Source organism: Nocardia sp. bgisy134 (genome assembly GCF_965341865.1).
In the GTDB taxonomy this organism is placed as follows: Bacteria; Actinomycetota; Actinomycetes; order Mycobacteriales; family Mycobacteriaceae; genus Nocardia.
The window spans coordinates 57,987-83,453 of the sequence record NZ_CBDQZP010000017.1; the positions used below are offsets into that span (position 1 = coordinate 57,987).

The 25,467-nt window shown below is 70.2% G+C and carries 30 protein-coding genes; 16 read left to right on the top strand and 14 right to left on the bottom strand.

Annotated elements, in window-relative coordinates; genetic code table 11:
- The first annotated feature begins 1 nt into the window (after position 1).
- Positions 2-757, top strand: coding sequence for a TetR/AcrR family transcriptional regulator (locus tag ACRWNM_RS26860; protein ID WP_431970880.1), 756 nt, complete (start codon positions 2-4; stop codon positions 755-757).
- 130 nt (positions 758-887) lie between these two features.
- On the opposite strand, the gene ACRWNM_RS26865 is transcribed toward ACRWNM_RS26860, so the two are convergent.
- A complete protein-coding gene (locus ACRWNM_RS26865; protein WP_029903635.1) occupies positions 888-1,082 on the bottom strand; it encodes a DUF7455 domain-containing protein in 195 nt (64 codons plus the stop codon).
- Positions 1,083-1,357: 275 nt separating this feature from the next.
- Here ACRWNM_RS26865 and ACRWNM_RS26870 point away from each other — a divergent pair, with 275 nt between their 5' ends.
- On the top strand, positions 1,358-1,717 hold the full coding sequence (locus ACRWNM_RS26870; RefSeq protein WP_431970881.1) for a DUF952 domain-containing protein: 360 nt from the start codon (positions 1,358-1,360) through the stop codon (positions 1,715-1,717).
- A gap of 9 nt (positions 1,718-1,726) precedes the next feature.
- Here the strand turns inward: ACRWNM_RS26870 and ACRWNM_RS26875 are convergent, their stop codons facing one another.
- Both ACRWNM_RS26875 and ACRWNM_RS26880 read right to left on the bottom strand, forming a co-directional pair.
- A complete protein-coding gene (locus ACRWNM_RS26875; RefSeq protein WP_431970882.1) occupies positions 1,727-2,374 on the bottom strand; it encodes a response regulator in 648 nt (215 codons plus the stop codon).
- 173 nt (positions 2,375-2,547) lie between these two features.
- A complete protein-coding gene (locus tag ACRWNM_RS26880; RefSeq protein WP_431970883.1) occupies positions 2,548-3,789 on the bottom strand; it encodes a sensor histidine kinase in 1,242 nt (413 codons plus the stop codon).
- 47 nt (positions 3,790-3,836) lie between these two features.
- Between ACRWNM_RS26880 and ACRWNM_RS26885 the strand changes: the two genes are divergently transcribed.
- Genes ACRWNM_RS26885 through ACRWNM_RS26895 form a run of 3 tightly spaced genes read left to right on the top strand, consistent with a single transcriptional unit; the run spans position 3,837 to position 5,781 of the window.
- Positions 3,837-4,088 carry a hypothetical protein gene (locus tag ACRWNM_RS26885; protein WP_431970884.1) on the top strand — a complete coding sequence of 84 codons (252 nt, stop codon included), beginning with the start codon at positions 3,837-3,839 and terminating at the stop codon, positions 4,086-4,088.
- Between the two features lie 25 nt (positions 4,089-4,113).
- Entirely contained in the window at positions 4,114-4,596 is a 483-nt protein-coding gene (locus ACRWNM_RS26890) for a cation:proton antiporter regulatory subunit (RefSeq protein ID WP_431970885.1), read from the top strand.
- A gap of 3 nt (positions 4,597-4,599) precedes the next feature.
- Positions 4,600-5,781 (top strand): cation:proton antiporter, encoded by a 1,182-nt coding sequence (locus ACRWNM_RS26895; RefSeq protein ID WP_431970886.1) that lies wholly within the window; start codon positions 4,600-4,602, stop codon positions 5,779-5,781.
- On the opposite strand, the gene ACRWNM_RS26900 is transcribed toward ACRWNM_RS26895, so the two are convergent.
- The 4 genes from ACRWNM_RS26900 to ppgK form a co-directional block, all read right to left on the bottom strand.
- Positions 5,778-6,527, bottom strand: coding sequence for a rhomboid-like protein (locus tag ACRWNM_RS26900; protein ID WP_431970887.1), 750 nt, complete (start codon positions 6,525-6,527; stop codon positions 5,778-5,780). The genes ACRWNM_RS26895 and ACRWNM_RS26900 overlap by 4 nt on opposite strands.
- A 206-nt stretch (positions 6,528-6,733) precedes the next feature.
- Complete coding sequence (locus ACRWNM_RS26905) at positions 6,734-7,861, bottom strand: MHYT domain-containing protein (protein ID WP_431970888.1); 1,128 nt, start codon at positions 7,859-7,861, stop codon at positions 6,734-6,736.
- A 251-nt stretch (positions 7,862-8,112) separates the two neighbouring features.
- A complete protein-coding gene (locus ACRWNM_RS26910) occupies positions 8,113-9,495 on the bottom strand; it encodes an RNA polymerase sigma factor (protein WP_431970889.1) in 1,383 nt (460 codons plus the stop codon).
- Positions 9,496-9,717: 222 nt separating this feature from the next.
- Positions 9,718-10,476, bottom strand: coding sequence for a polyphosphate--glucose phosphotransferase (ppgK, locus tag ACRWNM_RS26915; RefSeq protein ID WP_431970890.1), 759 nt, complete (start codon positions 10,474-10,476; stop codon positions 9,718-9,720).
- Between the two features lie 169 nt (positions 10,477-10,645).
- On the opposite strand from ppgK, the gene ACRWNM_RS26920 reads away from it, so the two are divergent.
- On the top strand, positions 10,646-11,560 hold the full coding sequence (locus ACRWNM_RS26920) for an inositol monophosphatase family protein (RefSeq protein ID WP_431970891.1): 915 nt from the start codon (positions 10,646-10,648) through the stop codon (positions 11,558-11,560).
- An 86-nt stretch (positions 11,561-11,646) separates the two neighbouring features.
- Here the strand turns inward: ACRWNM_RS26920 and cei are convergent, their stop codons facing one another.
- Positions 11,647-12,330 (bottom strand): envelope integrity protein Cei, encoded by a 684-nt coding sequence (cei, locus tag ACRWNM_RS26925; protein WP_431970892.1) that lies wholly within the window; start codon positions 12,328-12,330, stop codon positions 11,647-11,649.
- 376 nt (positions 12,331-12,706) lie between these two features.
- Here cei and ACRWNM_RS26930 point away from each other — a divergent pair, with 376 nt between their 5' ends.
- Entirely contained in the window at positions 12,707-13,009 is a 303-nt protein-coding gene (locus ACRWNM_RS26930) for a DUF4193 domain-containing protein (RefSeq protein ID WP_067779587.1), read from the top strand.
- A gap of 55 nt (positions 13,010-13,064) precedes the next feature.
- Here ACRWNM_RS26930 and ACRWNM_RS26935 read toward each other — a convergent pair whose 3' ends face one another.
- Positions 13,065-13,577: a DUF3093 domain-containing protein gene (locus tag ACRWNM_RS26935; protein ID WP_431970893.1), complete on the bottom strand. Its 513-nt coding sequence runs from the start codon at positions 13,575-13,577 to the stop codon at positions 13,065-13,067.
- Positions 13,578-13,639: 62 nt separating this feature from the next.
- Between ACRWNM_RS26935 and dut the strand changes: the two genes are divergently transcribed.
- Together dut and ACRWNM_RS26945 are read left to right on the top strand one after the other, a co-directional pair.
- Positions 13,640-14,140, top strand: a complete 501-nt coding sequence (gene dut, locus ACRWNM_RS26940; RefSeq protein ID WP_431970894.1) for a dUTP diphosphatase — start codon at positions 13,640-13,642, stop codon at positions 14,138-14,140.
- 4 nt (positions 14,141-14,144) lie between these two features.
- Positions 14,145-14,993: a DUF3710 domain-containing protein gene (locus ACRWNM_RS26945; protein WP_431970895.1), complete on the top strand. Its 849-nt coding sequence runs from the start codon at positions 14,145-14,147 to the stop codon at positions 14,991-14,993.
- Between the two features lie 332 nt (positions 14,994-15,325).
- On the opposite strand, the gene ACRWNM_RS26950 is transcribed toward ACRWNM_RS26945, so the two are convergent.
- Entirely contained in the window at positions 15,326-16,090 is a 765-nt protein-coding gene (locus tag ACRWNM_RS26950; protein WP_431970896.1) for an alpha/beta fold hydrolase, read from the bottom strand.
- A gap of 101 nt (positions 16,091-16,191) precedes the next feature.
- Here ACRWNM_RS26950 and ACRWNM_RS26955 point away from each other — a divergent pair, with 101 nt between their 5' ends.
- The 3 genes from ACRWNM_RS26955 (at position 16,192) to ACRWNM_RS26965 (ending at position 18,083) form a co-directional block, all read left to right on the top strand.
- Positions 16,192-16,569 carry an OB-fold nucleic acid binding domain-containing protein gene (locus ACRWNM_RS26955; protein WP_067849155.1) on the top strand — a complete coding sequence of 126 codons (378 nt, stop codon included), beginning with the start codon at positions 16,192-16,194 and terminating at the stop codon, positions 16,567-16,569.
- A 5-nt stretch (positions 16,570-16,574) separates the two neighbouring features.
- Positions 16,575-17,312, top strand: coding sequence for a DUF3159 domain-containing protein (locus tag ACRWNM_RS26960; protein ID WP_431970897.1), 738 nt, complete (start codon positions 16,575-16,577; stop codon positions 17,310-17,312).
- Between the two features lie 138 nt (positions 17,313-17,450).
- Entirely contained in the window at positions 17,451-18,083 is a 633-nt protein-coding gene (locus ACRWNM_RS26965) for a sigma-70 family RNA polymerase sigma factor (RefSeq protein ID WP_431970898.1), read from the top strand.
- Positions 18,084-18,117: 34 nt separating this feature from the next.
- On the opposite strand, the gene ACRWNM_RS26970 is transcribed toward ACRWNM_RS26965, so the two are convergent.
- Both ACRWNM_RS26970 and ACRWNM_RS26975 read right to left on the bottom strand, forming a co-directional pair.
- Entirely contained in the window at positions 18,118-18,789 is a 672-nt protein-coding gene (locus ACRWNM_RS26970; RefSeq protein ID WP_431970899.1) for a potassium channel family protein, read from the bottom strand.
- Positions 18,790-18,791: 2 nt separating this feature from the next.
- Positions 18,792-19,457, bottom strand: a complete 666-nt coding sequence (locus tag ACRWNM_RS26975; protein WP_431970900.1) for a potassium channel family protein — start codon at positions 19,455-19,457, stop codon at positions 18,792-18,794.
- 193 nt (positions 19,458-19,650) lie between these two features.
- Here ACRWNM_RS26975 and ACRWNM_RS26980 point away from each other — a divergent pair, with 193 nt between their 5' ends.
- The 4 genes from ACRWNM_RS26980 to ACRWNM_RS26995 all read left to right on the top strand — a co-directional run bounded on the left by ACRWNM_RS26980 (position 19,651) and on the right by ACRWNM_RS26995 (position 23,865).
- Positions 19,651-21,642, top strand: coding sequence for an APC family permease (locus ACRWNM_RS26980; RefSeq protein WP_431970901.1), 1,992 nt, complete (start codon positions 19,651-19,653; stop codon positions 21,640-21,642).
- Positions 21,643-21,679: 37 nt separating this feature from the next.
- A complete protein-coding gene (locus ACRWNM_RS26985) occupies positions 21,680-23,083 on the top strand; it encodes a class I SAM-dependent RNA methyltransferase (protein WP_431970902.1) in 1,404 nt (467 codons plus the stop codon).
- Positions 23,084-23,209: 126 nt separating this feature from the next.
- The gene (locus ACRWNM_RS26990; protein ID WP_431970903.1) at positions 23,210-23,512 is read left to right on the top strand and encodes a DUF1330 domain-containing protein; all 303 of its coding nucleotides are present in this window, start codon (positions 23,210-23,212) and stop codon (positions 23,510-23,512) included.
- A gap of 74 nt (positions 23,513-23,586) precedes the next feature.
- Positions 23,587-23,865: a glyoxalase gene (locus ACRWNM_RS26995; RefSeq protein WP_431970904.1), complete on the top strand. Its 279-nt coding sequence runs from the start codon at positions 23,587-23,589 to the stop codon at positions 23,863-23,865.
- 16 nt (positions 23,866-23,881) lie between these two features.
- Here ACRWNM_RS26995 and ACRWNM_RS27000 read toward each other — a convergent pair whose 3' ends face one another.
- Together ACRWNM_RS27000 and ACRWNM_RS27005 are read right to left on the bottom strand one after the other, a co-directional pair.
- On the bottom strand, positions 23,882-24,685 hold the full coding sequence (locus ACRWNM_RS27000; protein ID WP_431970905.1) for an enoyl-CoA hydratase: 804 nt from the start codon (positions 24,683-24,685) through the stop codon (positions 23,882-23,884).
- A gap of 88 nt (positions 24,686-24,773) precedes the next feature.
- Entirely contained in the window at positions 24,774-25,457 is a 684-nt protein-coding gene (locus ACRWNM_RS27005) for an SIMPL domain-containing protein (RefSeq protein ID WP_431970906.1), read from the bottom strand.
- Positions 25,458-25,467 lie beyond the last annotated feature (10 nt).

A 25,467-nucleotide genomic window follows, 5' to 3' on the forward strand; every position in this document is an offset into this window, starting at 1 on the left:
CTTGTCCCAGGAGAGCGACGACGATCAGGCGAAACAGCTGCTGCACCTGCTCTGGCGCCAGGCGCTGCCGCCGCGCACGGGCGGGCGCGGGCCGAAGCAGACGGTGAGCGTCGACGCCGTTGTCGCGGCAGCCGTCGCGCTCGCCGATCGCGACGGGTACGAGAAGGTGTCGATCCGCGCGGTCGCGGCCGAACTGGGCCTGCGGCCGATGAGCCTGTACACCTACGTGCCGAGCAAAGAGGCGCTGACCGTGCTGATGGTCGACGCCGTCGCCGCCGAGGACGCGCCCATCCCCGCCGAGCTGCCGGTGCGGGAGCGGATCGCCGCGATCGCGCGGCAGGTGCGCGCCGAGGTGCTCGCGCATCCGTGGCTGCTGGAGGTGTCGCCCTGGCGCGCCGTGCTCGGGCCCGGACGGATGCGGCGTTACGAACGTCAGCTGGCTGCCCTGGAGGGGGTCGGTCTGACGGATCTGGCGATGGACCGGGCGATCGCGGTGCTGACCGAGTTCGCCACCGGGAACGCGCGGATGGCGGTGGCCGCGGCCCGTGGCGCCGCGGAGCTGAGCGACGCGCAGTGGTGGGAGCGTTACGGTCCGGAGCTGTCGCGGGTCATGCCGGTCGAGGAGTTTCCCCTCGCGGCGCGGGTCGGCGCGGCGGTGGGGGAGCGGTATCAGGCGCCCGCGGATCCGGACGGCGCTTTCGAGTTCGGGGTGGGCCGCCTGCTGGACGGCATTCTCGCCGACCTCGACGCGAAGTGATGTGACCCAGAACACTGTGATGTGCAACACATGTGGGTCGAACATGCCGCAGCGGGCGACGATTCGTCGCCCGCTGCGGGTAGGCCATGTTCTGTTGTTCGATGCTGTTGTGTCGGGAAGCGAAAACCGGTCAGAGGGCGGGAGCCGACTCCGTGTCGATCACGGCCTCGAGCTCACGCAGCCGATCCATGTGTTCGTTCGCGTGATGCTGGCAGAAGAGCAACTCTCCACCTGCGGGCAGAACGGCACGCACTCGGGCAGCCGCCCCGCAACGGTCGCAACGATCGACCGCGGTCAGTGGGGTGCTTGTCAGGGTTCCTGGCATGACTCCTCCGTCCTGGCTCCCGGCACTACAGTCCGTTCACCTGGTGTGGGGCCCGTGGTCACTCACCACGAGCTCGCTACCGCTACTTCCCAGCAGTGGTATGACTACTCTGTCAGACGTTCGGGACGGGGGCATTGTTCCCGCAAGTGATTCTGTGTGTTTTCTCTAACACGACCTGGTATTTCGCTCATGGCGAACATTCCAGGTTGGGGACCGAACCGCACTCGATCACCCCACGAACACGCCTATCCAGTTGGTCTGTTGGGAGATTACCCGTGACCTACGACACTCACACGCTGGTTCACCTGTGTACTTTGCCGGAGTGGCGCAACGCTCGGCAAACCGGCGAGCGCAGGCCACCGTCGTTGGCCGAGGTCGGCTTCGTTCACCTTTCCACTACGCGGCAGGTGCACCTGCCCGCCAACCGGCTCTTCGCCGGTCGGCGCGATCTGGTGCTGTTGCGCATCGACGCGAATCTGCTCGTGGATCCGGTGAAATGGGAGCCCGGCGTGCCGACGGACCCGGAGTCGATGCTGTTCCCGCATCTGTACGGGCCGCTCCCTGTCAGCGTCGTCACATCGGTGGAGGAGTATCTGCCGGGCCCGGACGGAGCCTTCGCACCGCTGGTGGAGTGAGCCCGCCGGTCAGCGCTCGCGCGCCTGCCGCGCGAGGATGGCGGCCTGAACACGGGACCGCACACCGAGTTTGGTGAGCACGCGCGAGACGTGGGTCTTCACGGTGGTCTCCCCGATGAACAGCCGCGCCGCGATCTGCGCGTTCGACAGGCCGTCGCCGAGGCAGTCCAGCACCTCGCGTTCGCGTTCGGTGAGATCGGCGAAGCCGTCCGGTGCGGCGGGTCCGGCGTCGGCGACGGAGGACGCGAACGCGGCGATCACGGCCCGGGTGACCTCCGGCGCCAGCACCCCGTCGCCCGCGTCGACCGCGCGCACCGCGTCGACGAGTGCTTGTCCCGACGTGGATTTCAGCACGAACCCGGACGCGCCCGCGCGCAAGGCGCGAAAGACGTACTCGTCCAAGTCGAACGTGGTGAGGATGAGCACGCGCGCCAACGCGTCGGCGGTGATGCGTTCGGTGGCGGTGATGCCATCCACGCCGGGCATCCGCACATCCATCAGCACCACATCGGGCCGCAGCGCCTTGGCCTGCGCCACCGCGATGTCACCGTCGGCGGCCTCGCCGATCACCTCGATGCCGTCGGCGCCGTTCAGGATCATCCGCAACCCCGCGCGAATCGCGCCGTGATCGTCGGCGATCAGCACGCGAATCGTCATGCCACCTCCGCTGTTCGGGTCATGCCTGCGCCTCGCTGACGCTCGGCTCCGGCATGCCGCGGAGGGGCTGCCACATGATTCGCTCACTGCGTTCGCTCATGCCTGCGCCTCGCTGACGCTCGGCTCCGGCATGCCCCGGAGGGGCTGCCACATGATTCGCTCACTGCGTTCGCTCATGCCTGCGCCTCGCCGATGCTCGGCTCCGGCATGCCCGCACCTTGCTCCGGCATGCCGAGTGGCAGACGGGCGCGTACCGTCCAGTCTGCGGCTTCCGGTCCGGCGGTGAAGCTGCCGCCCAGTGCGGCGGCGCGTTCGCGCATGTTCATCAGGCCGCGATGCGCCGCCGCGGAATTCGCGGGCTCGGACGAAACCACCGCGGCGCGTGCCGCATTGCGCACCGTGACGTCGAGGGCCGCCGGATCGGCGCGCACCGCGATGTCGACCCGCTGCCCCGGCGCGTGCTTCATCGCATTCGTCAAGGCTTCCTGGATGATGCGGTAGGCGGCCTGGTCCACCGCGCTGGGCAGCGGCGTGCCGTCGAGCGAATCGGCAACGCGCACCGATGTTCCCGCCGACCGGGCGGTGTCCACCAGGATCGGCAGCTGGGCCAGCGTGCGCGGAGCGACGGTCTCGTCCTCCGCACCGTCGTCGCGGCGCAGCAGACCGATCATGATGCGCATCTCCTGGAGCGCGTTGACGCTGTTGGCACGGATCGAGCCGAGGATCCCGGCCATCGCGGGGTCGGAATCCCGGCGGGTCAGCTCGCCGAGCGCCGCCTCGGATTGGATCGCGATGGCCGAGAGGTGTCCCGCGATGACGTCGTGCAGATCGCGCGCCATCGTCTTGCGCTCGTCGGCGATGGCCGCGCGCCGGTCCAGTTCGGCCACCAACGCCATCGCCTGCACCCGCGCGCGTTCGGCCGCGGCGATCTCCTTGTGTGTCCGCACCGACAGCCCCCACCAGATCGGCGTGCCGACGAAGGCCGCCGCCGCGGCGACCGCGAGCACCAGCGCCCGCCAGTCGCCGGTCGCGGCGAACACCGCCACCGTGATCACTGTCGTTAGCGCGGCGCAGCCGATCGCCACCCAGCGCGACACCGCGCGCGTGCCGTACAGGACGGCCGCGTAGATCAGATCCGAGTACAGGAGCCACACCGGCACCGTCGCGCCGAGCGCCAGATCGATCCCGAGCGGGACCAAGCCCGCGAGCAGCGCCGCCAGCGGCGCCCGCCGCCGCAGCAGCGCCACCGCGCACAGCAGCGCGAGCACACCGAATCGGACGCCGAGCGACGTGTCGGTGCCGCCGTCGGCCATCGGGTACAGCCCGGACAGGTACAGGAACGCGCCGAAGGCGAACGCGAAGGCCGCGACCAGCGCGTCCTGCGCGGTCGCCGACAACGCGTGCCACTGCTTCACCGCCTCATCACAGCACACGGGCGAGCGCGCGAGGGTCCGCCGAAGTAATGAGTTCGCCGTCCGGTGACGCGCCGATCGGAGGTTCGGTCGCGCTGCCGGCCGGGTACTGCCTTGTGATGGTGGTACCCGCGCTGGCGCTCATCGCGGGGAGGTCGCTGCTGCACACCAGGATCGAACCGCTGCCGGCTCGGCTGGACGCCTTCCTGTCCCGGCACGCCGACAGCGCGACCGGGTGGGCGCCGGCCATCGCGGGCATCGTTCTGGTCCGCGGCGCCATCGGCGGCCTTGCCGCTGGTTAGCCCCCCAGAGAGTTAGGCTGAACAAGTGAACGTCGACGTCACCGCACTACCCGGGATCGGGGTACGCAAAGACTTCGAGGCCAGGTCGGGCCGCCGGATCGGCGTGGTCGACCACCGCGACGGAGGCATCGATCTGATCGTCTCCAAGCTCGACGACCCGGACGCGTGTGCCGCGCAGGTGCCGCTGACGAGCGACGAGGCGGCGGTGCTCGCCAACCTGCTCGGCGCTCCGCAACTGGTGGCCTCGCTCCGCGAGGACCATCGCGACCTGCCGGGCATCACCACCCGGCAGCTGCCGATCGCCGACGAGTCGCCCTACGAGGGCCGCACCCTCGGCGAGACGGCGATGCGCACTCGAACCAAGGTCTCGATCGTCGCGGTGATGCGCGCCGGTCAGCTGCACCCCTCGCCCGGGCCCGATTTCACCTTCGCCGCAGACGATCTGCTCGTAGTGGTAGGCACCCCCGACGGCTTGGACGCCGCCGCGAAGATCCTCTCGCACGGTTGACCCGTGAGCGCGACCGCACTCGCTTTCCTCGAGCTCGGAGCGGTGTTCTTCGCTCTAGGCATGTTGGGGCGGGTGGCGGGACGATTCGGCATGTCGCCGATCCCGCTCTATCTGCTGGGGGGATTGGCGTTCGGGTCGGGCGGGTTCATCGACCTCGCCGAGGCCAACGAATTCGGTCATGTCGCGGGCGAGATCGGCGTGGTGCTGCTGCTCCTGTTGCTCGGCCTGGAATACACCGCCGCCGAGCTGATGACCGGTCTGCGGCGGTCCTGGCCCGCCGGCTTGGTCGACATCGTCGTCAACGCGATCCCCGGCGTGGTGGTGGCGCTGCTGCTCGGCTGGGGCGCCGTCGGCGCGATCACCATGGGCGGCGTCACCTATATCTCCTCCTCGGGCATCGTCGCCAAGGTTCTCAACGATCTAGGGCGGCTCGGTAACCGCGAAACCCCGGTCGTGCTCTCGATTCTGGTGTTCGAGGACCTGGCCATGGCGGTGTACCTTCCGATCCTCACCACCATCCTCGCGGGGCTGAGCTTCCTGAGCGGACTGCGGTCGCTCGCCCTCGCGATGGTGACGGTCACCCTGGTGCTGCTGGTGGCGCTGCGGTTCGGCCGCCACGTGTCATCGATCGTGGACAGCTCCGACAACGAGGTGTTCCTGCTCAAATTGCTGGGCGCGACGCTGCTGGTGGCGGGCGCCGCCTCGGCGCTGAACGTCTCGGCAGTGGTCGGCGCGTTCCTGCTCGGCATCGCGATCTCCGGATCGACGGCGCACCAGGCCGCGAAACTGCTGGAGCCGCTGCGGGATCTGTTCGCGGCCATCTTCTTCGTGGCCTTCGGGTTGAGCACCGACCCGCGCGCGATCCCGCCGGTGCTCGGCTGGGCGGTGCTGCTGGCCGTGGTGACCACGGTGACCAAGGTCGCGACCGGGTGGTGGGCCGCGGGCAGGCAAGGCATCAGGCGGATGGGCAGGGCAAGGGCGGGGGCGACGCTGGTCGCGCGCGGTGAATTCTCGATCGTCATCGCGGGATTGGCGGTGAGCGTGGGCGCGGTCGCGAGCGAGCTGGCCCCGCTGGCCTCGGCCTATGTGTTGCTGATGGCGGTGCTCGGCCCGGTCGCGGCGCGGGTGGTGGAGCCGCTGGTGCACTTGGTGCGACCCGAACCCGGCCCCGCGGTCGCCGCCTAGTCGGCCTCGGCGTTCGATGCCGCGGCGCGGCGGCGTTCGACGCGAGTCCAGAACGCGGTGGCGATTCCGCCGACCGCGAGGCCGATCAGGGCCGCGCACAGGTGGCCGTAATCGGTGAAGGTCGGCCCGATCCAGATCGCCGCGACGAGCACACCGACGAGCACCGCCGCCCAGACCAGCCGGACGGGCCCGCGGAACCGGAACGCCATCGCGGCCAGCACCGCCGTGAACCCGTAGCTGGCGCCGACATCAGGGGCGATGGCCACGCGCACCGGAATGAGGCGGCGATCGATGGCGTAGGCGATGCCGGTGACGGTGAGCAGCGTGGCGCCGATGTGCCCGGTGGCGAACAACAGGATCCAGCGGCCGGTGCCGAGCCAGCGCTCGGCGGCCGCCATCACCACGAGGAACTCGAGGATGGTCAGCCACGGGAAATCGCCCTCGGTCCAGAACGCCGACGCCACCAGCACCTGCACCGGATCGCGCCGCATATTGGCGAGATTCGTGGACGCGGACAGGATCAGCCGATGCTCGACCGCCTCGCCGACGCCGCGCAGTGTCCACCAGGTGACGAAGAGGGTGAAGGCGTACGCGGTACTCGCGGGCGCGGCCCCCAGATGCCGCCGGATCGCCGGGATCACGCGGCGCGGCAGGTGCGGGCGACGCAGTCCTTCGATGCCCTTCCGCAGCTCGTCGCCGAGGTCGACGGTCCGGACCCACGGCGCGCTGATCGGAGTGGCTGCCACACAAGCAGTCTGCCGGGTGCCCGGCCGTCGGATGCGCAGGACGCGCGCCGTCGAGCCCGCGTGTGGCCACGGTGGGCGACGGCCGTGCGTGCGTCGGCGACAGCTGTTGTGCTTCCGCCCGGGCCGGTGCGCGTTCTGGCCGCCGGGCCCGATGTGCGCTGCGCGCCTGTCGCGACCGGGGTTGGTATGCGGCTCGACCCTGGCGGTTATTGCCCCCGGCGCGGAACGTCGCGGGTCGTCGGCCAGTACGGTGTCCCGTTGATCGGTGCGACGGAGGCGGGAGCCGATTCCGGTCGCGGTTCCGGGCGGGGCGGCGGCGTCGGCGCGACGTTCTCCGCGGTGACCGTGCCCAGCGGGAGCGACGCCGCGAGGTTCTGGGCGAAGGGGCGCACCGTGGCCGGCGGTATCGAGGCGAGGTTCTCGGTGGCAGGACGCTCGATGGTCGGCGGCGGTGTGGGTGCGAGGTTCTCGGCCGCGGGGCGCACGGCGACCGACGGTGTGGGGGCGAGGTTCTCGGTGACGGCTCGCGTGGGGGCACGGCGCGCGGGCGGCGTCGGCGCGACGTCTTCGGCGGCCGGACGGATGGCGGCCGCGCGTAGCGGCGGCAGGTCGATGTCGTGCTCGATCGAGGTGAGACTCACCGCGATCAGCAGCAGCATCGTCACGATGCTGATGCCGACGATCAACGGCGCGAGCAACTGCATCGCCCCCGTGCCCGCGACCGGCCCGCCGTGGCCTGCGCTGTGCGCGTGCATCGAGGCCATGCCGATGTAGTGCATACCGCACACAGCCAGACCCATGATCCCGGCCGCGCCGGTGGTCGCCAGAAAACCGTTGACCCGCAACGTGAACCACAGCGCCACCGTCGCCGCGATCACCGCGATCGCCACCGAGAGCACCACCATCGGCAGGTTGTAGCTGATGGTCGCGCTCGACTTCATCGCGAACATGCCGATGTAGTGCATGGCCGCCACGCCGAGGCCGGTGACGGCGCCGCCCGCGAGCAGCGCGATCAGCGTCGGCCGCGGGGTGACCACGACGAACAGACCGATGCCGACCACGACGATCGCGGTCGCCGCGCTGAGCAAAGTGAGCGGCACGTCGTAGCGGATCTCCGCGCCGCGGATCGAAAAGCCAAGCATCGCAATGAAATGCATGACCCAGATCCCGGTGCCGCCGATGGCGAACGCGGCCAGTACCAGCCAGCCTGCTCTGCCCTCGGCAGCCCGGGCCCGCGCGGCGCACTGCAAGCCGAGCAGCGACCCGGTGAAGGACATGATGTAGGCCAGCAGCGGCGTCAACCACCCGTAACTGAAGTGGTGAATGTCGAGCACGTGAATCCCCATGGCTGGGCCGAGACCGCCCGGCGTTGAAAAACTTGTGCGTCAGACTGTACGGCAGCCGGGCTCGCGAAGCCGTGTTCCTGTCAGTGTTTTGGATCACTTTCAGGTTTGATTCCATTTGGAAAGTGGTAGGAGGCACGGACTCTCGCGAAACGCCCGGAACGACAACGGGCCCGCATCCCCGTTCCGCCGCCGAAAGGCAAGCGGCACAAGGGATGCGGGCCCGAAGGTCCGTGCGGTGATCAGTCCAGGTAGTCGCGCAGCACCTGGGAGCGGCTGGGGTGGCGCAGCTTGCTCATGGTCTTGGACTCGATCTGACGGATGCGCTCACGGGTGACCCCGTACACCTGACCGATCTCGTCGAGGGTGCGCGGCTGGCCGTCGGTGAGGCCGAAGCGAAGCCGGACCACGCCCGCCTCGCGCTCGGACAGCGTCTCCAGCACCGACTGCAGCTGATCCTGTAGCAGGGTGAAGCTCACCGCGTCGACCGCGACGACGGCCTCGGAGTCCTCGATGAAGTCGCCGAGCTGGCTGTCGCCCTCGTCGCCGATGGTCTGGTCCAGCGAGATGGGTTCACGCGCGTACTGCTGGATCTCCAGTACCTTCTCCGGCGTGATGTCCATTTCCTTGGCCAGCTCTTCCGGGGTGGGCTCGCGGCCCAGATCCTGGAGCAGCTCGCGCTGGATGCGGCCGAGCTTGTTGATGACCTCGACCATGTGCACCGGGATGCGGATGGTACGGGCCTGGTCGGCCATGGCGCGGGTGATGGCCTGCCGGATCCACCAGGTGGCGTACGTCGAGAACTTGTAGCCCTTGGTGTAGTCGAACTTCTCCACCGCGCGGATCAGACCGAGGTTGCCCTCCTGGATCAGGTCCAGGAACGCCATGCCGCGGCCGGTGTAGCGCTTGGCCAGCGACACGACCAGTCGCAGGTTGGCCTCGAGCAGATGGTTCTTGGCCCGGTTGCCGTCGCGTACGATCCAGTTGAAATCGCGGCGCATCGCGACGGGCAGCTTCTCGCCCGCCTCGGCGAACTCGCGCACCTTCTCCGCCGCGTAGAGACCGGCCTCGATCCGCTTGGCGAGCTCGACCTCCTCCTCGGCGTTGAGCAGCGCGACCTTGCCGATCTGCTTGAGGTAGGCGCGCACCGAGTCGGCGGAGGCGGTGAGCTCGGCGTCCTTGCGCGCCTGGCGCAGCGCCTCGGACTCCTCCTCGTCCCAGACGAAGTCGCCGGAGGCCTTGTCCTTCGCCGTCGGCTCCTCGGTGCCTTCGGCTTCGGACTCTTCCTCGTCGTCCTCGGCGGCGTCCTCGGCCGTGTCGTCCGCCAGGTCCGCGTCGTCGGCGAGATCACTCTCGTCGACCTCCAGATCGTCCAGATCCTCGAGATCGACCTCGTCCTCCGGCGCCTCCTCGGCGCCGGGCTCGCCGTCGGGGCCTACCTTCTTGGTGGCGGCCTTCTTCGCGGGCGCCTTCTTGGCCGCGGCCTTCTTCGCGGGCGCCTTCTTGGCCGCGGCCTTCTTGGCCGGTGCCTTCTTGGCGGCAGCCTTGCGGACCGGCCGTGCTGCGGTTACATCTGTGGAGTCGGCGTCGGCCGATTCGGCGGTCTGACGGGTCGTGGCTACCACGTACGCCCTTTCGTGACGGTCTCGTGCGGCGTCACGCCAGAGTTGTGTTCCGGCGGAGCGGTCTGTCGGGTTTCACCGGCGGAGGGCCGGTCGGGTTTCTCCGGCTCACCGCCGGGCATGTTCCATTGTAACGATCCAACCAGGGTACTCACGGCACGATGCCACTTGTCGCACGCCTGCCTCGCGCGTTTTCCGCGTCGCCGCGCACCACCGCCACGCCGGTCACGGGAGGATGCCCGCGTCGATCGCCATCGCGGCGCCGACGATGCCCGCGGTGTTCCGGAGATGGGCGGGAACCACCGGAGTCCGGTTGGTCAGCAACGGAATCCACTGGTCGGCGTCGCGGCTGATGCCGCCGCCCGCGACGAACACTTTCGGCCAGAACAGGTTCTCCAGACCGATCAGCACGGTGCTGACCTCCGTGGCCCACTGTTCGTAGCTGAGGCCGTCGCGATCCTTGATCGAGGCCGCGGCGCGGTGCTCGGTCTCCATGCCGCCGACCTCGAGGTGGCCGAGTTCGCTGTTGGGCACCAGCGTGCCGTTGTACAGCAGCGCCGAGCCGATGCCGGTGCCGAAGGTCAGCAGCAGCACCAGCCCGTCGTATCGCTGCGCCGCGCCGTAGCGGTCCTCGGCGAGTCCGGCCGCGTCCGCGTCGTTGAGCACCGTCACCGGCCTGCCGCCGAGCGCCGCCGAGAAAAGGGCGCGCGCGTCGGTGCCGATCCAGCTCTTGTCGATGTTGGCGGCGGTGCGTGCCACGCCGTCGAGCACCACGGCGGGCAGCGTGATGCCCACCGGGCCGGGCCAGTCCGCCTCGGCGACCAGCTTGGCCACCGCGTCGGCGACGGCCTGCGGGGTCGAGGGGTGCGGGGTGGCGATCTTGATCCGCTCGTGCGTCAGCTCGCCGGTCGCTAGATCGACCGCGGCCCCCTTGACGCCGCTGCCGCCGATGTCGATACCGAATGCGTGCCCCCGAGCGGACATGGCTAACCCCTCGTTCCCTTAGCTGGCCGGTGAGATGACAGCGCCCACCGCACCGGGCCCACGACGCCGCCGGAGCGGATGCGGTGGGGTGCCCGACGACGGCGCTGTGTCGTGCACGACAAGAGTAATGCGCGATCGGTGCTGTGCGCCTCGGAGGATCTGTGATGCGATGGGCGGCGTGCCGCAATCCACCACTCCCGTAGCCGAAGACTCCGCCGCCGACCCCCGCGAGACCGCGTCCGAACTGCGCCGCATCGCGGTCGAGCTCGCCGAGCGGGCCGCCGCGCACGTGCGCGCCCGCCGCCCCGAAGTGTTCGGCCCGGCCGGTGTCGCGGCCGAGGGGGCCGTGCAGACCAAAGGTCACGCCACCGACCCGGTGACCGTGGTCGACACCGAGAGCGAGGAGCTGATCCGCGGGCTGCTCGCCGAACTCCGCCCCGGCGACCCGATCGTCGGCGAGGAAGGCGGCGGCAGCCTGGCCGCCGACGACGACGCGGTGCACTGGGTGGTCGATCCGATCGACGGGACCGTCAACTTTCTCTACGGCATCCCCGGATACGCCGTCTCGGTGGCCGCGATGCGCAACGGACAGTCCGTGGCGGGCGCGGTGGTCGACGTCGCGCGGGCGGTGACCTACAGCGCCGCGCGCGGCCTCGGCGCGACGGCCACGGCCGCCGACGGCACGGTCGAGCAGCTGCGATGCAATCCGATCGAGGACGTCTCGATGTCGTTGGTGGCCACCGGATTCGGTTACGGCACGCACCGGCGCGCTCGGCAGGCCGAACTGGTCGCGCAGGTGCTGCCCCGGGTACGCGACATCCGTCGCTTCGGCGCGGCCGCGCTCGACCTGTGCCATGTGGCCGCCGGGCGGGTCGACGCGTACTACGAGCACGGACTCCACGCCTGGGACTGGGGTGCGGGCGCGTTGATCGCCGCGGAAGCGGGCGCGCGCCTGACGCTTCCGCCCGCGACCGCGACCGGAACGGCGGGCGATCTCGTCGTCGCCGCGGCGCCGGGAATCGCACGGGAACTCGGCTCGCTGCTGGCGGAAATCGGCGCGACCGAGCCGCTTCCGGATCGTTGATTCCGAGCCGCGCCCGTGAGTGGCGCGGCTCGCCGTCGGTCAGCCCCCGGTGACGTGCCGGGGGTCGGTGGTCGAGCTGTTCGGCGTCAGCAGTGCGCGGTGCGCGCGGCGTCGAGCAGGTCGGTGTCGATCGCGGGGCTGGAACCCGGCGCCGGGTTCTTCAGCGAACGCAGCACCTCTTCGGCGTCGTTGCTCGGGCGCAGGTCACGGAACAGCGAGCCGAGCACCAAGTCCACGGTGTCGTCCTCGCGCTGATCCTCGATCAGCTCGGCGCAGGGCGCGACCAGTTGCACCGACGCCGCGGCGGGCCTGCCGTTCACGCCGAAGCGGATCTGGCCGGTGCATTCCAGGTCGCCGTTGACGTATATGGAATCGTTGCCGTACTGGGTTCCGGACGCGCTCGCGAAGCCGAGGTCACCGAGCTGCGCGGCGACGTGCGCGGCCTGGCCACGCTGGTTGTTCGCGTTGAGCACGCGCACCTTGCTCACTGCGAGCGGCGCGGGTTCCACGTCCTCCAGGCGCGACGGGCCGACCCGCTGGCCCAGTTTGGGCGCGGGAGCCTGGGACGCGCCCGTATCGCTGGCTGGGCTCGGCGAGCTGCAGGCCATCGCGGTGGTGTCGGTGTCCTGCGTCGTCAGCGCCTTGATCCACACGATCGCGCAGATCAGCGCCATGACGCCGAGCATGATGAGCCAGGGCTGGGGGTGGCGACGCGCGTAGGGTCGTCCCTGCGAATCCGACGCGCTGCCTTCGGTGATCAGTGAAACCACGAGCCACACTCTACGAAAATGTCGCGGTGGGGGTACGGAAGGTCTCGGCGAGTTCGACCGTTGGTGTCGATTCCCCGACAGTTTCGACTCGGCTGTGTTTTGATTGCGACTTTTGTCGCGCGGTCCGCTATTGTCTGGCGGCCCAGATCGAATCACCAGCGGCGAAATCGGTGGTCGGTCGCGGGAACAAGTAGGGCATGTCCTGCGTTTACCGAGCGCTACCGGGTATGGGTCCTAGTGATCCTCCCTGATAGGTGACCGGTGCACGTGTGATGTGCACCACCGGCGGGGCGGTGTGGACGCCCGATTCCGGCGAGGAATCGGTGTGTCGGCAGCCGGTCCGGGATATACGGAGTAAGGACGAGGGGAAGACGACATGGCAACCGACTATGACGCACCGCGGCGCACCGAATCCGACGATGTGTCGGAAGATTCGCTGGAGGAGCTGAAGGCTCGTCGCAACGAGGCGCAGTCCGCCGTCGTGGATATCGACGAATCCGATACCGCGGAGTCGTTCGAGCTTCCCGGCGCGGATCTGTCCGAGGAGGTGCTCTCGGTTCGGGTGATCCCGAAGCAGGCCGACGAGTTCACCTGTTCCAGCTGCTTCCTTGTTCACCACCGCAGCAGGCTGGCCAGCGAGGCCGGCGGTCAGATGATCTGCATGGATTGCGCGGCCTGATCGTCCGCGGAGTTCGGAACGCGGCCGGGCCACCGGGTTCGGCCGGGGATAACTGTCAGCCCGCGCTCGGCAGCCCGAGCGCGGCAAGGACCTTTTCCGGTCGGCGGGTACTGATCAACCAGTACGGCGTCGGATCGTCCGGATCGTCGAGGACCAGCAACACCATCGGGCCGATCCACGGCCGGTGTTGCACGTAGGCTGCGGGATCGAGCTGGCGGCCCAGAGCCGCACTCTTGGCGGTGGGAGCGACCACCGCGGCGCGAGACACGAAATTCACCGGCAGATGGGCGCGATCGGCGCGCAACTCCGGTGTCCCTTCGGCGTCCTCGGCCACCGCCACCCGATGGTGGCTCAACCACAACAGCACCCACGCGGGGATCGGGAACAGCAGAACGTAGGGCAGCCAGGCCCGGATTCCCGGTGCGCCCATGTGGATTTCGGCGGCGAGCAGCCCGGCGATGCCGAACGCGACGGGCCACCACCACAGCGGCACCCAGAGGCGCTCACTGTAAGGCTCGCGAGTCCGCTTCTCGTTGTCCGTCACCGAAGGGTTGGGCCTGTCCGACACGACTCAACAGTAGGCCACCGTCCCGCCAGGCGAACGCCGAGGTACGCGTAGGCTCGACCAACGTGAGCGCACTTTCACCGATACCCCTGCTGCGGCTGGATCCGGGCATTCCCGTGCCGACGCGCGCCCATGAGGGCGACGCGGGCGTGGACCTGTGCACCACCGAGGACGTCATCCTGGAGCCGGGCGAGCGGGTGCTGGTCGGCACCGGTGTCGCCGTGGCGCTTCCGGTCGGCACGGTCGGGCTGATCCATCCCCGGTCCGGACTGGCCGCCAAGGCAGGGCTGTCGGTGGTGAACACGCCGGGGACCGTCGACGCGGGCTACCGGGGCGAGATCAAGGTGTGCCTGATCAATCACGATCCGCGCACGCGCATCGAACTGCGTCGTGGCGACCGGATCGCGCAGCTGCTGGTGCAGCGGGTGGAGTTGGTGGACTTCGTCGAGGTCGACCGGCTCGACGAGACGACGCGGGGTGCGGGCGGCTACGGGTCCAGCGGCGGTCACGCCAGCCTGGGCGCGGAGCCCGACGGGGTAGGCCGGGCGACCGGCCGGGAGGCGTGAGGCGATGTTCGGAAAGAGAAAGAAGCAGTCGGACCGGTTCGTCGAGGACCAGTACGACGAGTACGGCGAGTACGACGACGCGGAGTACGACACCGACGAGCTGCCCTACGTCGAATCGGCTGAGGACGCAGCCGGTTTCGACGACCGCCCGGCGGGTGAGCAGACCGGCCCCTACGACTACGACGATGTGTCCGAGCTGCTGGACGCGGTGGTCGAGCAGCGTCTCGACCTGGGTTCGGTCATCCTACCGGTGCCGCCCGGCGGCCAGCTACAGGTGGAGATGAGCCCCGACGGCACCCCGCAGGCGGTGCACCTGGCCACCGAGCACGGCCGCATCACCGTCGCCGCCTACGCGGCGCCCAAATCGCCGGGCCAGTGGCGCGCGGTGGCGGCCGACCTGGCCGACTCGCTGCGCAAGGAGGGCGCGCGCGTCGCGGTCGAGACCGGTCCGTGGGGCCGCGAGATCCTGGCCATCACCGAGGGTGCGGACCTGCGCTTCATCGGCGTCGACGGTTACCGCTGGATGGTGCGCCTGGTCGCGGCGGGCCCCTCGGGCGCGGCCGACGACGGGACGCCGCTGGTGGCCGCGGCCCGCGCGATCCTCAGCGAGACCATCATCCGGCGTGGCTCCGATCCGCTGCCCGTGCGCGACCCGCTGCCGGTCGTGCTGCCGCAGCAATTGGCCGAACAGCTGGCCGCCGCCCACCACGCGCAGGTCGAGGCGCAGCAACAGCAGATGGCTGCCCAGGTCGCCGCGGCCCAGACCCCGGTGCGCGCGCAGCCGCAGTCGCTGCCACCGCAACCGCGTCGCGGCGCTGACGGCTCCGCGATGCAACAGCTCGGTCTGAACTGAACTGAACTGACCCCGGCCGTACGCGCGGCCGCCACTGTCATCGGTGGTGGCCTGCTGTGTGGGCGTTTCGCTTGCCTCGCGGGGGCTGCTGTGTGGACGCTTCACCTGCCTCCCGGCGTCGCTGCGCGGACGCTTCACCGGCGTCTCGGAGCGTCGTCCCCCGAGCGAGGCCGCTGCGCGGATCGCGAGGCCGGTGATCGCGAGGCCGGTGATCGCGAGGCCGGTGATCGCGAGGCCGGTGATCGCGAGGCCGGTGATCGCGAGGCCGGTGATCGCGAGGCCGGTGATCGCGAGGCCGGTGACCGCGAGCGGTCCGCGAGGTCGGGCGTCGGTCAGAAGGTCGGGTCGGGTCGGTCGAAGGCGGTGAACCCGATGTGTCCCAGGATCGCCGGGGCCGCGCCGAGTTCGGCGAGGGTGGTGCGGAACAGTCGCGCGTGCGGGATCAGCCGCGCCCACTCTTCGGCCACCGCGAGCGGATGGACCGGGTCGTCCTCCGCAGTGACGACCGCGACCGGCACGTCCACGGTGGCGAGCCGGTCGGTGCTCGGCCACTTGTAGTCGGCGGCCTCCTCCAGCGCCTGCGGCAGGTGCGGCCACTGGGAGCGCCAGGACTGGGTCAGCGCGTCGGCCAGCCAGCGCGGGCTGCTCGCCCGCATCCGCGCGATGACGGTCTCCAAGCCGTCGGCGCGCAGCTGTTCCGCGGTCACGGCCGCGCTGAGCGCGGCCGGGCAGCGGGCGGTGTCCGAACCCGTCCACGCGGGCAGTGCGGCGACCACGCCGGCGGTGGATTCCGGGTGCGCGCCCGCCCATTCGAGTGCGATCGCCGCGCCGAGCGAGATGCCCGCCGCCAGCACCGGTCCGCGCGCGGCGGCCGCGTCCAGCGCGGCGTGGCAGCTCGACACGACCGCCCGCGGATCGGGATCGACCGCGATCAGCTCGAACCCGCGGGCCGCGCTCGCGGGACCGAAGGCGCGCCTGGCGAAATCGGCGTCGGAGCCGGTGCCTGGAAGCGCGACGACGAGGGGAACCGCAGGTCGTGTGGCCCTCGTGACATGTGGGGTGTCGAACACCGGGTCGAGCGTAGCGGGGGTGGCCATGGGCATCTACAGTGGCGGGTGTACGGCCAACAGCCGGTCGTCACAGAACAACCACGATGGCGTGTGACCCGCGCCATCTGTGCTAGCAGGAGAAGCGTGCAATGCCATCCGCAGCCTCAGGGTATTTTCGACGTCTGGGCCGAAGGCTGACCGAGGACATCGACCAACTCGATGCCGAGGAGCTGGCCGAGACCGCCGAGGCGTCGGGCGCGTGTCGGGCGTCCGAGTGTCGTCGTGGAGACGAAGCGACGATGCTGGGTCGACTACGGAGTGTCGAGGCCTGCCCCAAATCGTCGGGCGCCAGTGTTCAGGCAGAATTCTTCGACGGCACCGATGCCATCACCTTGGTCTGGATCGGCCGCCGGCGCATCCCCGGCATCGAACCGGGGCGGCGCATCCTGGTCCGTGGCCGGGTCGGCGACCGCGATGGCCGTAAGGTGATCTTCAACCCCTACTACGAATTGCGCGGGAACAGCTGACACGTATGCCATCGAGCAACGACCACGGCGCCGACCTCGGCACGCCGACCGATATCGAGCGACCGATCGACGCCGCGGTTCCCGGGCGCGGATACGCCGAGCCCGACCGGGCGGCGTCCGAGCGCGCGGAACCCGCCGGACCGTCGCTGCTCGAGCAGCTGGGCGGCTTCAGCGGCCTGATCTACTCCACGCTGCCGGTGCTCGTCTTCGTTCCCGTGAACACCCTCGCCGGGCTCACCGCCGCGATCTGGACGGCGCTCGGCGTCGCGGCCGCCGTGCTGGTGTGGCGGCTGGTGCGGCGCAGCCCGGTGCAGCCGGCGATCTCCGGCTTCCTCGGCGTCGGCGTCTGCGCGCTGATCGCCTACCGGGTCGGTGAGGCCAAGGGCTTCTTCCTGTTCGGCATCTACACCAGCCTCATCTACGCGGGAGTCTTCCTCGCCTCGATCCTGGTGCGCCGTCCGCTGGTCGGCGTGATCTGGAGCGTGCTCAACGGCCACGGCTCCGACTGGCGCTCCGATCGCCGGGCCGTGCGCCTCTACGACCTGGCGACCGCCACCTTCGTGGTGGTCTTCGCGGCCAGGTATCTGGTCCAGTCCCAGCTCTACGACACCGACCGCACCGGGTGGCTCGCCGTCGCCAGGATCGGGATGGGCTGGCCGCTGACCGCCGTCGCTTTCGCGGTCACCATCTGGGCGGTGCGCCGGGCGGGTCATCTGCCGCGCAGGTCCGCCGAAACCGCCTGACGCAGAACAGGGTGGCGTCGGTCCCACCGCAGAGGTGGGCCACTCTCCACCCTGGGGTGCCTGGTCGGTGAGCCGAGTTCATCAGACGATCGTTTGCAACACGGAAAACGCAACGATCGGCTAGAAAGGACTCGGACATTGGCTACCGAGCACATGGTTTCGACCACCAAGACCCACGCCCACACCAGCCCCGCGCTGTCGGAAAGCCGCCGGGTGGCGGGGGAGCTGGACAAGCTGATCGGCCCCGCCGCCGCGGGCGACAAGAACGCGGTGTCGGAGATCGTGCGGGTGGTGCATCCGCTGGTCCGCCGCTATTGCGGTGCGCGCCTCGGCAATACGGCCCACCTCCATGTCACCGCCGACGACGTGGTGCAGGAGATCTTGCTGGCCACCGTCAACGCCATCCCGCGCTACAAGGATCAGGGTAAGTCCTTCCTGGCCTTCGTCTACGGCATCGCGGCCAACAAGATCGCCGACGCGTACCGGCGCTCGCAGATGCACCCGACCTACCCGGTGGCCGAGGTGCCGGACGCCCCGTCGTCGGCGGCAGGCCCCGAGGAATGGGCGCTGGCGCTCGAACGCCGCACGGCCACCAGGGAATTGATGAAGGTGCTCGCCCCCGCGCACCGCGAGGTGCTGGTCATGCGGATCGTGCTCGGCTGGTCGGCCGCGCAGACCGCCGAGGCCATCGGCACCAGCCCCGGCGTGGTCAGGGTGATGCAGCATCGCGCCCTCAACAAGCTGCGGGCGCAGCTCCAGCCGGCCGCCTGAAACCCGATCCGCGGCAGCAAACCGTATCGGGGAGTTATGGCTTGATGCCGTGGTGGGACAGCTCCACCCGCAGATCTTCCTCGGCCTCCACCGAGGTCACGAACAGAAGTTCGTCCTCGCCCTCGAAAGGATCGTCGCCCTGCGGCACGATCACCCGCCCGCCGCGCAGGATCGTCACCAGCGCGGCGTCGCGCGGCAGGGTCAGGGTGCGCACCGGCTTGCCCGCCAGCGCGGTGTCGGCGGGCAGGGTGATCTCGACCAGGTTCGCCTGTCCCTGGCGCAGCGTCATCAGCCGGACCAGGTCGCCGACCGAGACCGCCTCCTCGACGAGGGAGGCGAGCAGGCGCGGGGTCGAGACCGCCACGTCGACGCCCCACGACCCGTCGAAGAGCCACTCGTTGCGCGGGTCGTTGACCCTGGCGACCACCCGGCGCACGCCGAACTCGGTCTTGGCGAGCAGGCTGTGCACCAGGTTCGCCTTGTCGTCACCGGTGGCGGCGATGACCACCTCGTAGGTCTCCAGTCCGGCGTTCTCCAGCAGCGCCAGTTCACATGCGTCGGCGTGCACCCAGATGGCGTCCGGAATGGCGTCCGGGTCGATGTGGTCGAGCTGACGCTCGAGCAGCATCACCGTGTGTCCGCTGCGTAGCAGTTCGCGGGCAATCGATCGGCCGACGGCGCCTGCCCCGGCGATGGCCACCTTCATGATCAGTCCTCGCTAGCGGGGGGCTTGCCGGCCAGTGCGACGGCCTCGCCGACGTTGCCGGAGGTCGCGGCGACGTAGACGACGTCGTCGGCCTGGACGATGGTCTTGTTGTCGGGGAGCAGGCCCTGCCCGAACCGGATGATGAACGCCACCCGGACGGCGATCGCGCGTTCCAGGTCGCGCACCGTGCGCCCGTACCACTCCTCGTGCAGCGTCAGCTGGGTCACCGCGACCGTTCCGGTGGGGTCGCGCCAGGTGGTGGTGCTGGAATCGCCGACGAGAGTGCGCATGAAGCGGTCGGTGGTCCACGGCACGGTGGCGATGGTCGGGATGCCGAGCCGCTCGTAGACGGCGGCGCGCTTGGCGTCGTAGATCCGGGCCACCACGCGCTCGACGCCGAAGGTCTCGCGGGCCACCCTGGCCGAGATGATGTTGGAGTTGTCGCCGGAGGAGACCGCGGCGAACGCGTCGGCCCGCTCGATTCCGGCGCGCGTCAGCACATCCCGGTCGAAGCCGACGCCGACCAAGCGCTCGCCGGGGAAGTCTTCACCGAGCCGCAGGAACGCGCTCGGATCCCGGTCGATCACGGTGACTTGGTGGCCAACCCGGACCAGGGCGCGGGCCAGCGACGAACCGACGCGTCCGCATCCCATGATCACTACGTACACCGTGCAACCTCGCTCCTGGACCAATGACGTTCGGTCTGTTTGCCCGTCCGCAGAACCGTACCCGCCGGATGTGTCCATGGCCCACTTTCCCCCTCTGGAGGGTGGGCAAACCTGTTTGTGACACGTGGGCCTGCACAGACGCGCAGGTACACCCCGCGGGCGATCACCGGCCGGGGGATCTATGCTCGCTCCAGTGTCCAAGTTGACGACGGCAGCCAAGCGGATGCTGCTGGGCAGGCCCTTCCGTAGCGATTCGCTGGGGCACACACTGCTGCCGAAGCGAATCGCGCTGCCGGTGTTCGCCTCCGACGCGATGTCGTCGGTTGCCTACGCGCCCGAGGAAATCTTCCTCGTGCTCTCGGTGGCGGGCGTCTCGGCGTACATGTACGCGCCGTGGGTGGGTCTCGCGGTCGCCTTCGTCATGGCCGTCGTGGTGGCCAGTTACCGCCAGAACGTGCACGCCTACCCGTCCGGCGGTGGCGACTACGAGGTCGCGACCACGAATCTGGGGCCGACCGCCGGGCTCACGGTCGGCAGCGCCCTGCTGGTGGACTATGTGCTGACCGTCGCGGTCTCGATGTCCTCGGCCGCGTCGAACATCGGCTCGGCCATCCCGTTCGTGGCCACCCACAAGGTGCTGTTCGCGGTCGTCGCGATCGCGCTGCTCACCGCGATGAACCTGCGCGGCGTGCGGGAATCGGGCAAGGCGTTCGCGGTCCCGACCTACGCCTTCATCTTCGGCATGGCCATCATGCTGGGGTGGGGCCTGTTCCGCATCGTGGTGCTCGGCGAGGACCTGCAGGCCGAGTCGGCCGGGTTCCAGCTCGAAGCGGAGGACGAGCACCTGTACGGCCTCGCTTTCGCCTTCCTGATCGCGCGCGCATTCTCCTCGGGCTGCGCCGCGCTGACCGGTGTCGAGGCGATCAGCAACGGCGTGCCCGCGTTCCGCAAGCCCAAGTCGCGGAACGCCGCGACCACGCTGCTGATGCTGGGCAGCATCGCGATCGCGCTGCTGATGGGCATCATCATCCTGGCGCAGAAGATCGGCATCGTGTACGCCCACGACACCGACCACCTGATCGGTGCGCCCGACGACTACCAGCAGAAGACGCTGATCGCCCAGATCGCCGAGACGGTCTTCCAGGGCTTCCCGATCGGCTTCTTCTTCATCACCACCGTCACCGCGCTGATCCTGGTGCTGGCCGCCAACACCGCGTTCAACGGCTTCCCGGTGCTGGGTTCGATTCTGGCCCAGGACCGTTACCTGCCGCGCCAGCTGCACACCCGCGGCGACCGGCTGGCCTTCAGCAACGGCATCCTGTTCCTGTCCGGCGCCGCGATCGCCTTCGTCGTGGTCTTCGGCGCCGAGGTCACCAAGCTCATCCAGCTCTACATCGTCGGCGTGTTCGTCTCCTTCGTGCTCAGCCAGACCGGCATGCTGCGGCACTGGACGCGGTTGCTGCGCACCGAGACCGACCCGGCGCAGCGGGCCAGGATGCACCGCTCCCGGGTGATCAACGCGGTCGGCCTCAGCGCCACCGGCGCGGTGCTGATCATCGTGCTCATCACCAAGTTCTTCGCGGGCGCGTGGATCGCGATCCTGACCATGGTGTCGATCTTCGTCGTGATGAAGATGATCCGGCGCCACTACGACTCGGTCGCCAGGGAGCTCGACGAGCACGAGTGGGACGGCGTGCTGCCGAGCCGCTCGCATTCGATCGTGCTGGTCTCGCGGCTGCACCTGCCCACCAGGCGCGCCCTGGCCTACGCCCGCGCCACCCGGCCGGACACGCTCGAGGCGATCACGGTGAACGTCGACGAGGCCGACACCAGAGCGCTGGTGCGGGAATGGGAGAACAGCGATATCACCGTGCCGCTGAAGGTGATCGAATCGCCGTACCGCGAGATCACCAAGCCGGTGCTCGACTACGTCAAGCGGGTGCGTCGCGACGCGCCGCGCGACGTGGTGACGGTGTTCATCCCCGAGTACGTGGTCGGCCACTGGTGGGAGACCGTGCTGCACAACCAGAGCGCGCTGCGGCTCAAGGGCAGGCTGCTGTTCGAGCCCGGCGTCATGGTGACTTCGGTGCCGTGGCAGTTGAGCTCGTCGACGACGCGGGCCAAGCAGGTGGGCGAGATCAACGCGCCCGGCGCGGTGCGGCGCGGCTACGAGGACCGGGTATGAGCGCGCGGCATCGGCGCGCCGCAGGCAGGTCTCCGCGATGACCGACTGGTTCGGCCTGACCTTCGACCTGCGGCTCGGCCCGCCCGGGCACGGCGGGTTCTGCGTCGGCAGGCACGAGGGCCGGGTCGTCTTCGTGCGGCACGGGCTGCCGGGTGAGCTGGTGCGCGCGACGGTCACCGAGGATCGCGGCGGTTCGTTCTGCCGCGCCGACGCCGTGCGGATCCTCGAGCCTTCACCGGATCGAGTGCCCGCCAGCTGCCCGGTCTCCGGGCCGGGCGGCGCGGGCTGCTGCGATTTCTCGCACGCCACTCCCGCCGCCCAGCGCGGACTGAAGGCCGCGGTGGTGGCCGAGCAGTTGCGCAGGCTGGCGGGCATCGAGCGCGAGGTGGTCGTCGAGCCGATCGCCGGATACCCGGACGACGCGTCCGGCGGCTGGCGCACCAGGATCCGGCTGCCGGTCGATGCCGAGGGTCGGGCAGGCGTGCACCGTTATCGCAGCACCGAGGTGATCGCGGATCTGCGCTGCCCGCAACCGGTTTCGGGGGCGATGGACGGTATCGCGGACCGCGTGTGGACGCCCGGCGCCGATCTGGTCGTCACGGTGGACGGTGACGGGGTGCGGCATCTCGTGGAACTGCCGCCCGCCGAGCACGCGACGCCGCGGCGGGGCAGGCGGCACGGCGGCGGACCACGGGGACGGCGCGGCGGTGACGCCGGGGATCGCCGGAGCCGAGGGCCGGAGGGTGGCGGGCCTTCGGTCGAAGGTGCGGCGGGACGGCACGGGGCCGAGGATCCCGCGGAAGCCCGCCGCGCGGCAGCGGCGCGCCGGGCGGCGACGCACGCCGCACGCGACGAATGGGTGATCGACGGCAGCGGGCGGGCCGTGGAATACGTGGCCGGGCGACGCTGGGAGGTCGCCGCGACCGGGTTCTGGCAAGCGCATCGGCTTGCGGCACAGTGTTATTCGGACGTCGTGTCGGAATGGTCCGATCTCGCCGCAGGCGACCTCGCCTGGGACCTGTACAGCGGCGCGGGAGTCTTCGCGGCGCGGCTCGCCGATCGGGTCGGAGCGGAGGGCGCGGTGCTCGCGGTGGAATCGGCGCGTTCCGCCGTGGCCGACGGACAGGCCGCGCTGCGCGACCTGCCATGGGTGGAGCTGCGCGCCGAACGCGTCGAGCGCTGGTTGGCCGAGCACGCCGGCGGCGCCGCGCCGCGGGCGGTGGTGCTGGATCCGCCGCGCGCGGGCGCGGGAAAGGAGGTCGTCGCGGCGGTGGCGACGGCGAATCCGTCCCGGGTCGTCCACGTCGGCTGCGACCCGGCCGCTTTCGCCCGCGATCTCGGCCTCTACCAATCGCACGGCTATCGCCTCACCGACCTGCGCGCTTTCGACGCCTTCCCGGCGACCCACCACGTGGAGTGCCTGGCGCTGCTCGAGCGGTGAGAGTCCGCCGCGGCCGTCGGAGGATCCGGCCGTGGTCGGCGTCTTGCGCCGAGTCGAGCCTGCCGCCCACCGGGGTGCGGCCCGATCCTCATAAACCTGCGGCACGGCCGGTTTAGAGTCCTGATCATGACCGTGTACGTGATCGCCCAGCTGAAGTTCACCGACCGCGCCGCCTACGACCGCTACCAGGCGCGCTTCATGTCGGTGTTCACCAAGTACGAGGGCACCCTGCTCGCCGCCGACGAAACCCCGACCACCCTCGAGGGGACGACCGACCGCGAGAAGGTCGTCCTGATGTCCTTCCCCGACGAGGCCGCCGTCGCCGCGTGGTCGGAATCCCCTGAGTACCAGGAGATCTCGAAGGACCGGCGAGCGGGCGCCGACGGCGTGATCCTGCTGGCGAAGGGTCTCGACCACCGCCCGAGCTGACGCGCGAGCGCCGCGAGCCGGACAGCCGCCGACCGGCGCAAGGTCGGCGGCGGACCCGAGAGTCCTTGTGCCGGTTGCCGAAGCCTCCGCTGCTCGCGGAGCGCGGCGGTTGCTGGTTCCGGGTGCCGGGCTGCGGCGGGCCCGACGGCGAGCTGCACGTGGGGGTGGAGGCGGACTTCCGGCCCGCCCTAGAGGCGCATCCGGCTTTCGTGGTCGACGTCGACGCGACGGCCGAGGCGGTCGCGGCCGGGGGCCATCCGGTGCGGAGGGCCGATCCCGCCGAGATCCCGGGTCGCCGCCGCTTCTTCACCGTCGACGGCATCGGCAACCGGCTGGAGTTCCTGGCGCGCTGAGGTCCGGCGGGCGCGATCAGTGTTCGTAGTGGGGCGGGCGGCGGTCGCGGCGGGCGCGGATGGCTTCGTCGAAGTTGTCGGTGGTGAGGCGGACGTAGAGCTGGGCGAGGCCCTCCTGCTGCATGTGCGATTCGAAGCTGCTCGCCTCCAGCCCGCTCCACAGCATCCGCTTGGTGAGCTCGGTGCCGACCCTGCTGAAGCCGATGATGCGCTCGGCCAGGTCATAGCAGGTGTCGAGGAGCTTCGCGGTGGGCACGGTGCGGGAGACCAGGCCGATCCGCTCGGCCTCGACGGCGTCGACGTCGCGGCCGGAGAGCATGATCTCGAAGGCGCGCGCGGAGCCGATGGCGCGCGGCAGCAGGAAACTCATGCCCAGTTCGGTCGAGGTGAGCCCGTTGTTGATGCCCGCGGCGCGGAAGTAGGCGTCCTCGCCCGCGATGCGGATGTCGGCGCCGACGCTCAGGCAGAACCCGCCGCCGATGGCCGCGCCGTTGACCGCGGCGATCACGGGTTGGTGCATGCGGCGCAGCGTGATCATCACGTCGTTGAGCAGGTCCATCGAACGCCGCGCCACCGTGGTGGTGGTGAGCCCCGTCGTGTTCGGCACCCGACCGGCGCCCTGGAGGTCGGCGCCGGAACAGAATCCGTGCCCGGCCCCGGTCAGCACCACCACGCGGACGTCGTTGTCGGCGCTCACCTGCTCGAACGCCTCGCGCAGCGGGATCATCACGTCGAAGGCCATGGCGTTCATCCGCTCCGGCCGGTTCAGCGTCACCAGCGCGATCTGCGGCCGCGGCCGATCGATCAGCACGAAGGACATGGCGACTCCTGACCCGCGGCGCCGCGTCCGCCGCGCGCCTTCACTATAGGGTTGCCCGCGCGTCGATCGCGGCGAAATCCGCGCCCCTTCAGTCCAATGCCCAGGTGGCGCGCACGTTCGCCGAGATCTCCGATTCGCCGAGCTCCACCGGGACCGCGGCGGCGAACGCCACCTCGCCCACCGGCGCCGACATCGCGCGCATCGCCGGCGCGAAAGGCGGTGCGGACGCGGCGTTCTCGGTGATCTCCAGCACCGTGCCCAGCGAGCGGCCCGCGCGTGCGGCGTACTGCTCGGCCTTGGCCAGCGCGTTGTCCCACGCCGCGTCGCGGGCACGCGCGAGCAAGCCGGCCTGGTCGGCGAAGGTCAGGACGAGCCCGCCCAAGCGGACGTCGTCGCCGCCCGCCTCGACCGCGTCGGCGATGATCGTGGCGGGGCCGGGGAACGCGCCTTTCTCCGCGTCGATATCGCGCAGCGCGACGGTGAGATCGGCGGTCGCGAGATATCCCGTGATGCGGTTGCCCTGCCCCTCGGTCCACACGGTCTCGGTGCGCACCGACAGCCCGCTGGTGGCGATGTCGGCGTCGGCGACGCCGTTGCCGCGCAGCGCCGAGGTGACCGCCGAGACGCGCTCGCCCGCCTGCCCGTAGGCCAGCGCGACCTTGCTCGCCCTGGTCTCGACGGAGAGGGTGACCCGCATCAGATCCGGGGTGGCGCGCACGCTGCCCTGACCGAAGGTGGTGACCGTGCCGGTGTCGGACTTCTTCTTGCTCACGTCGCTGTGC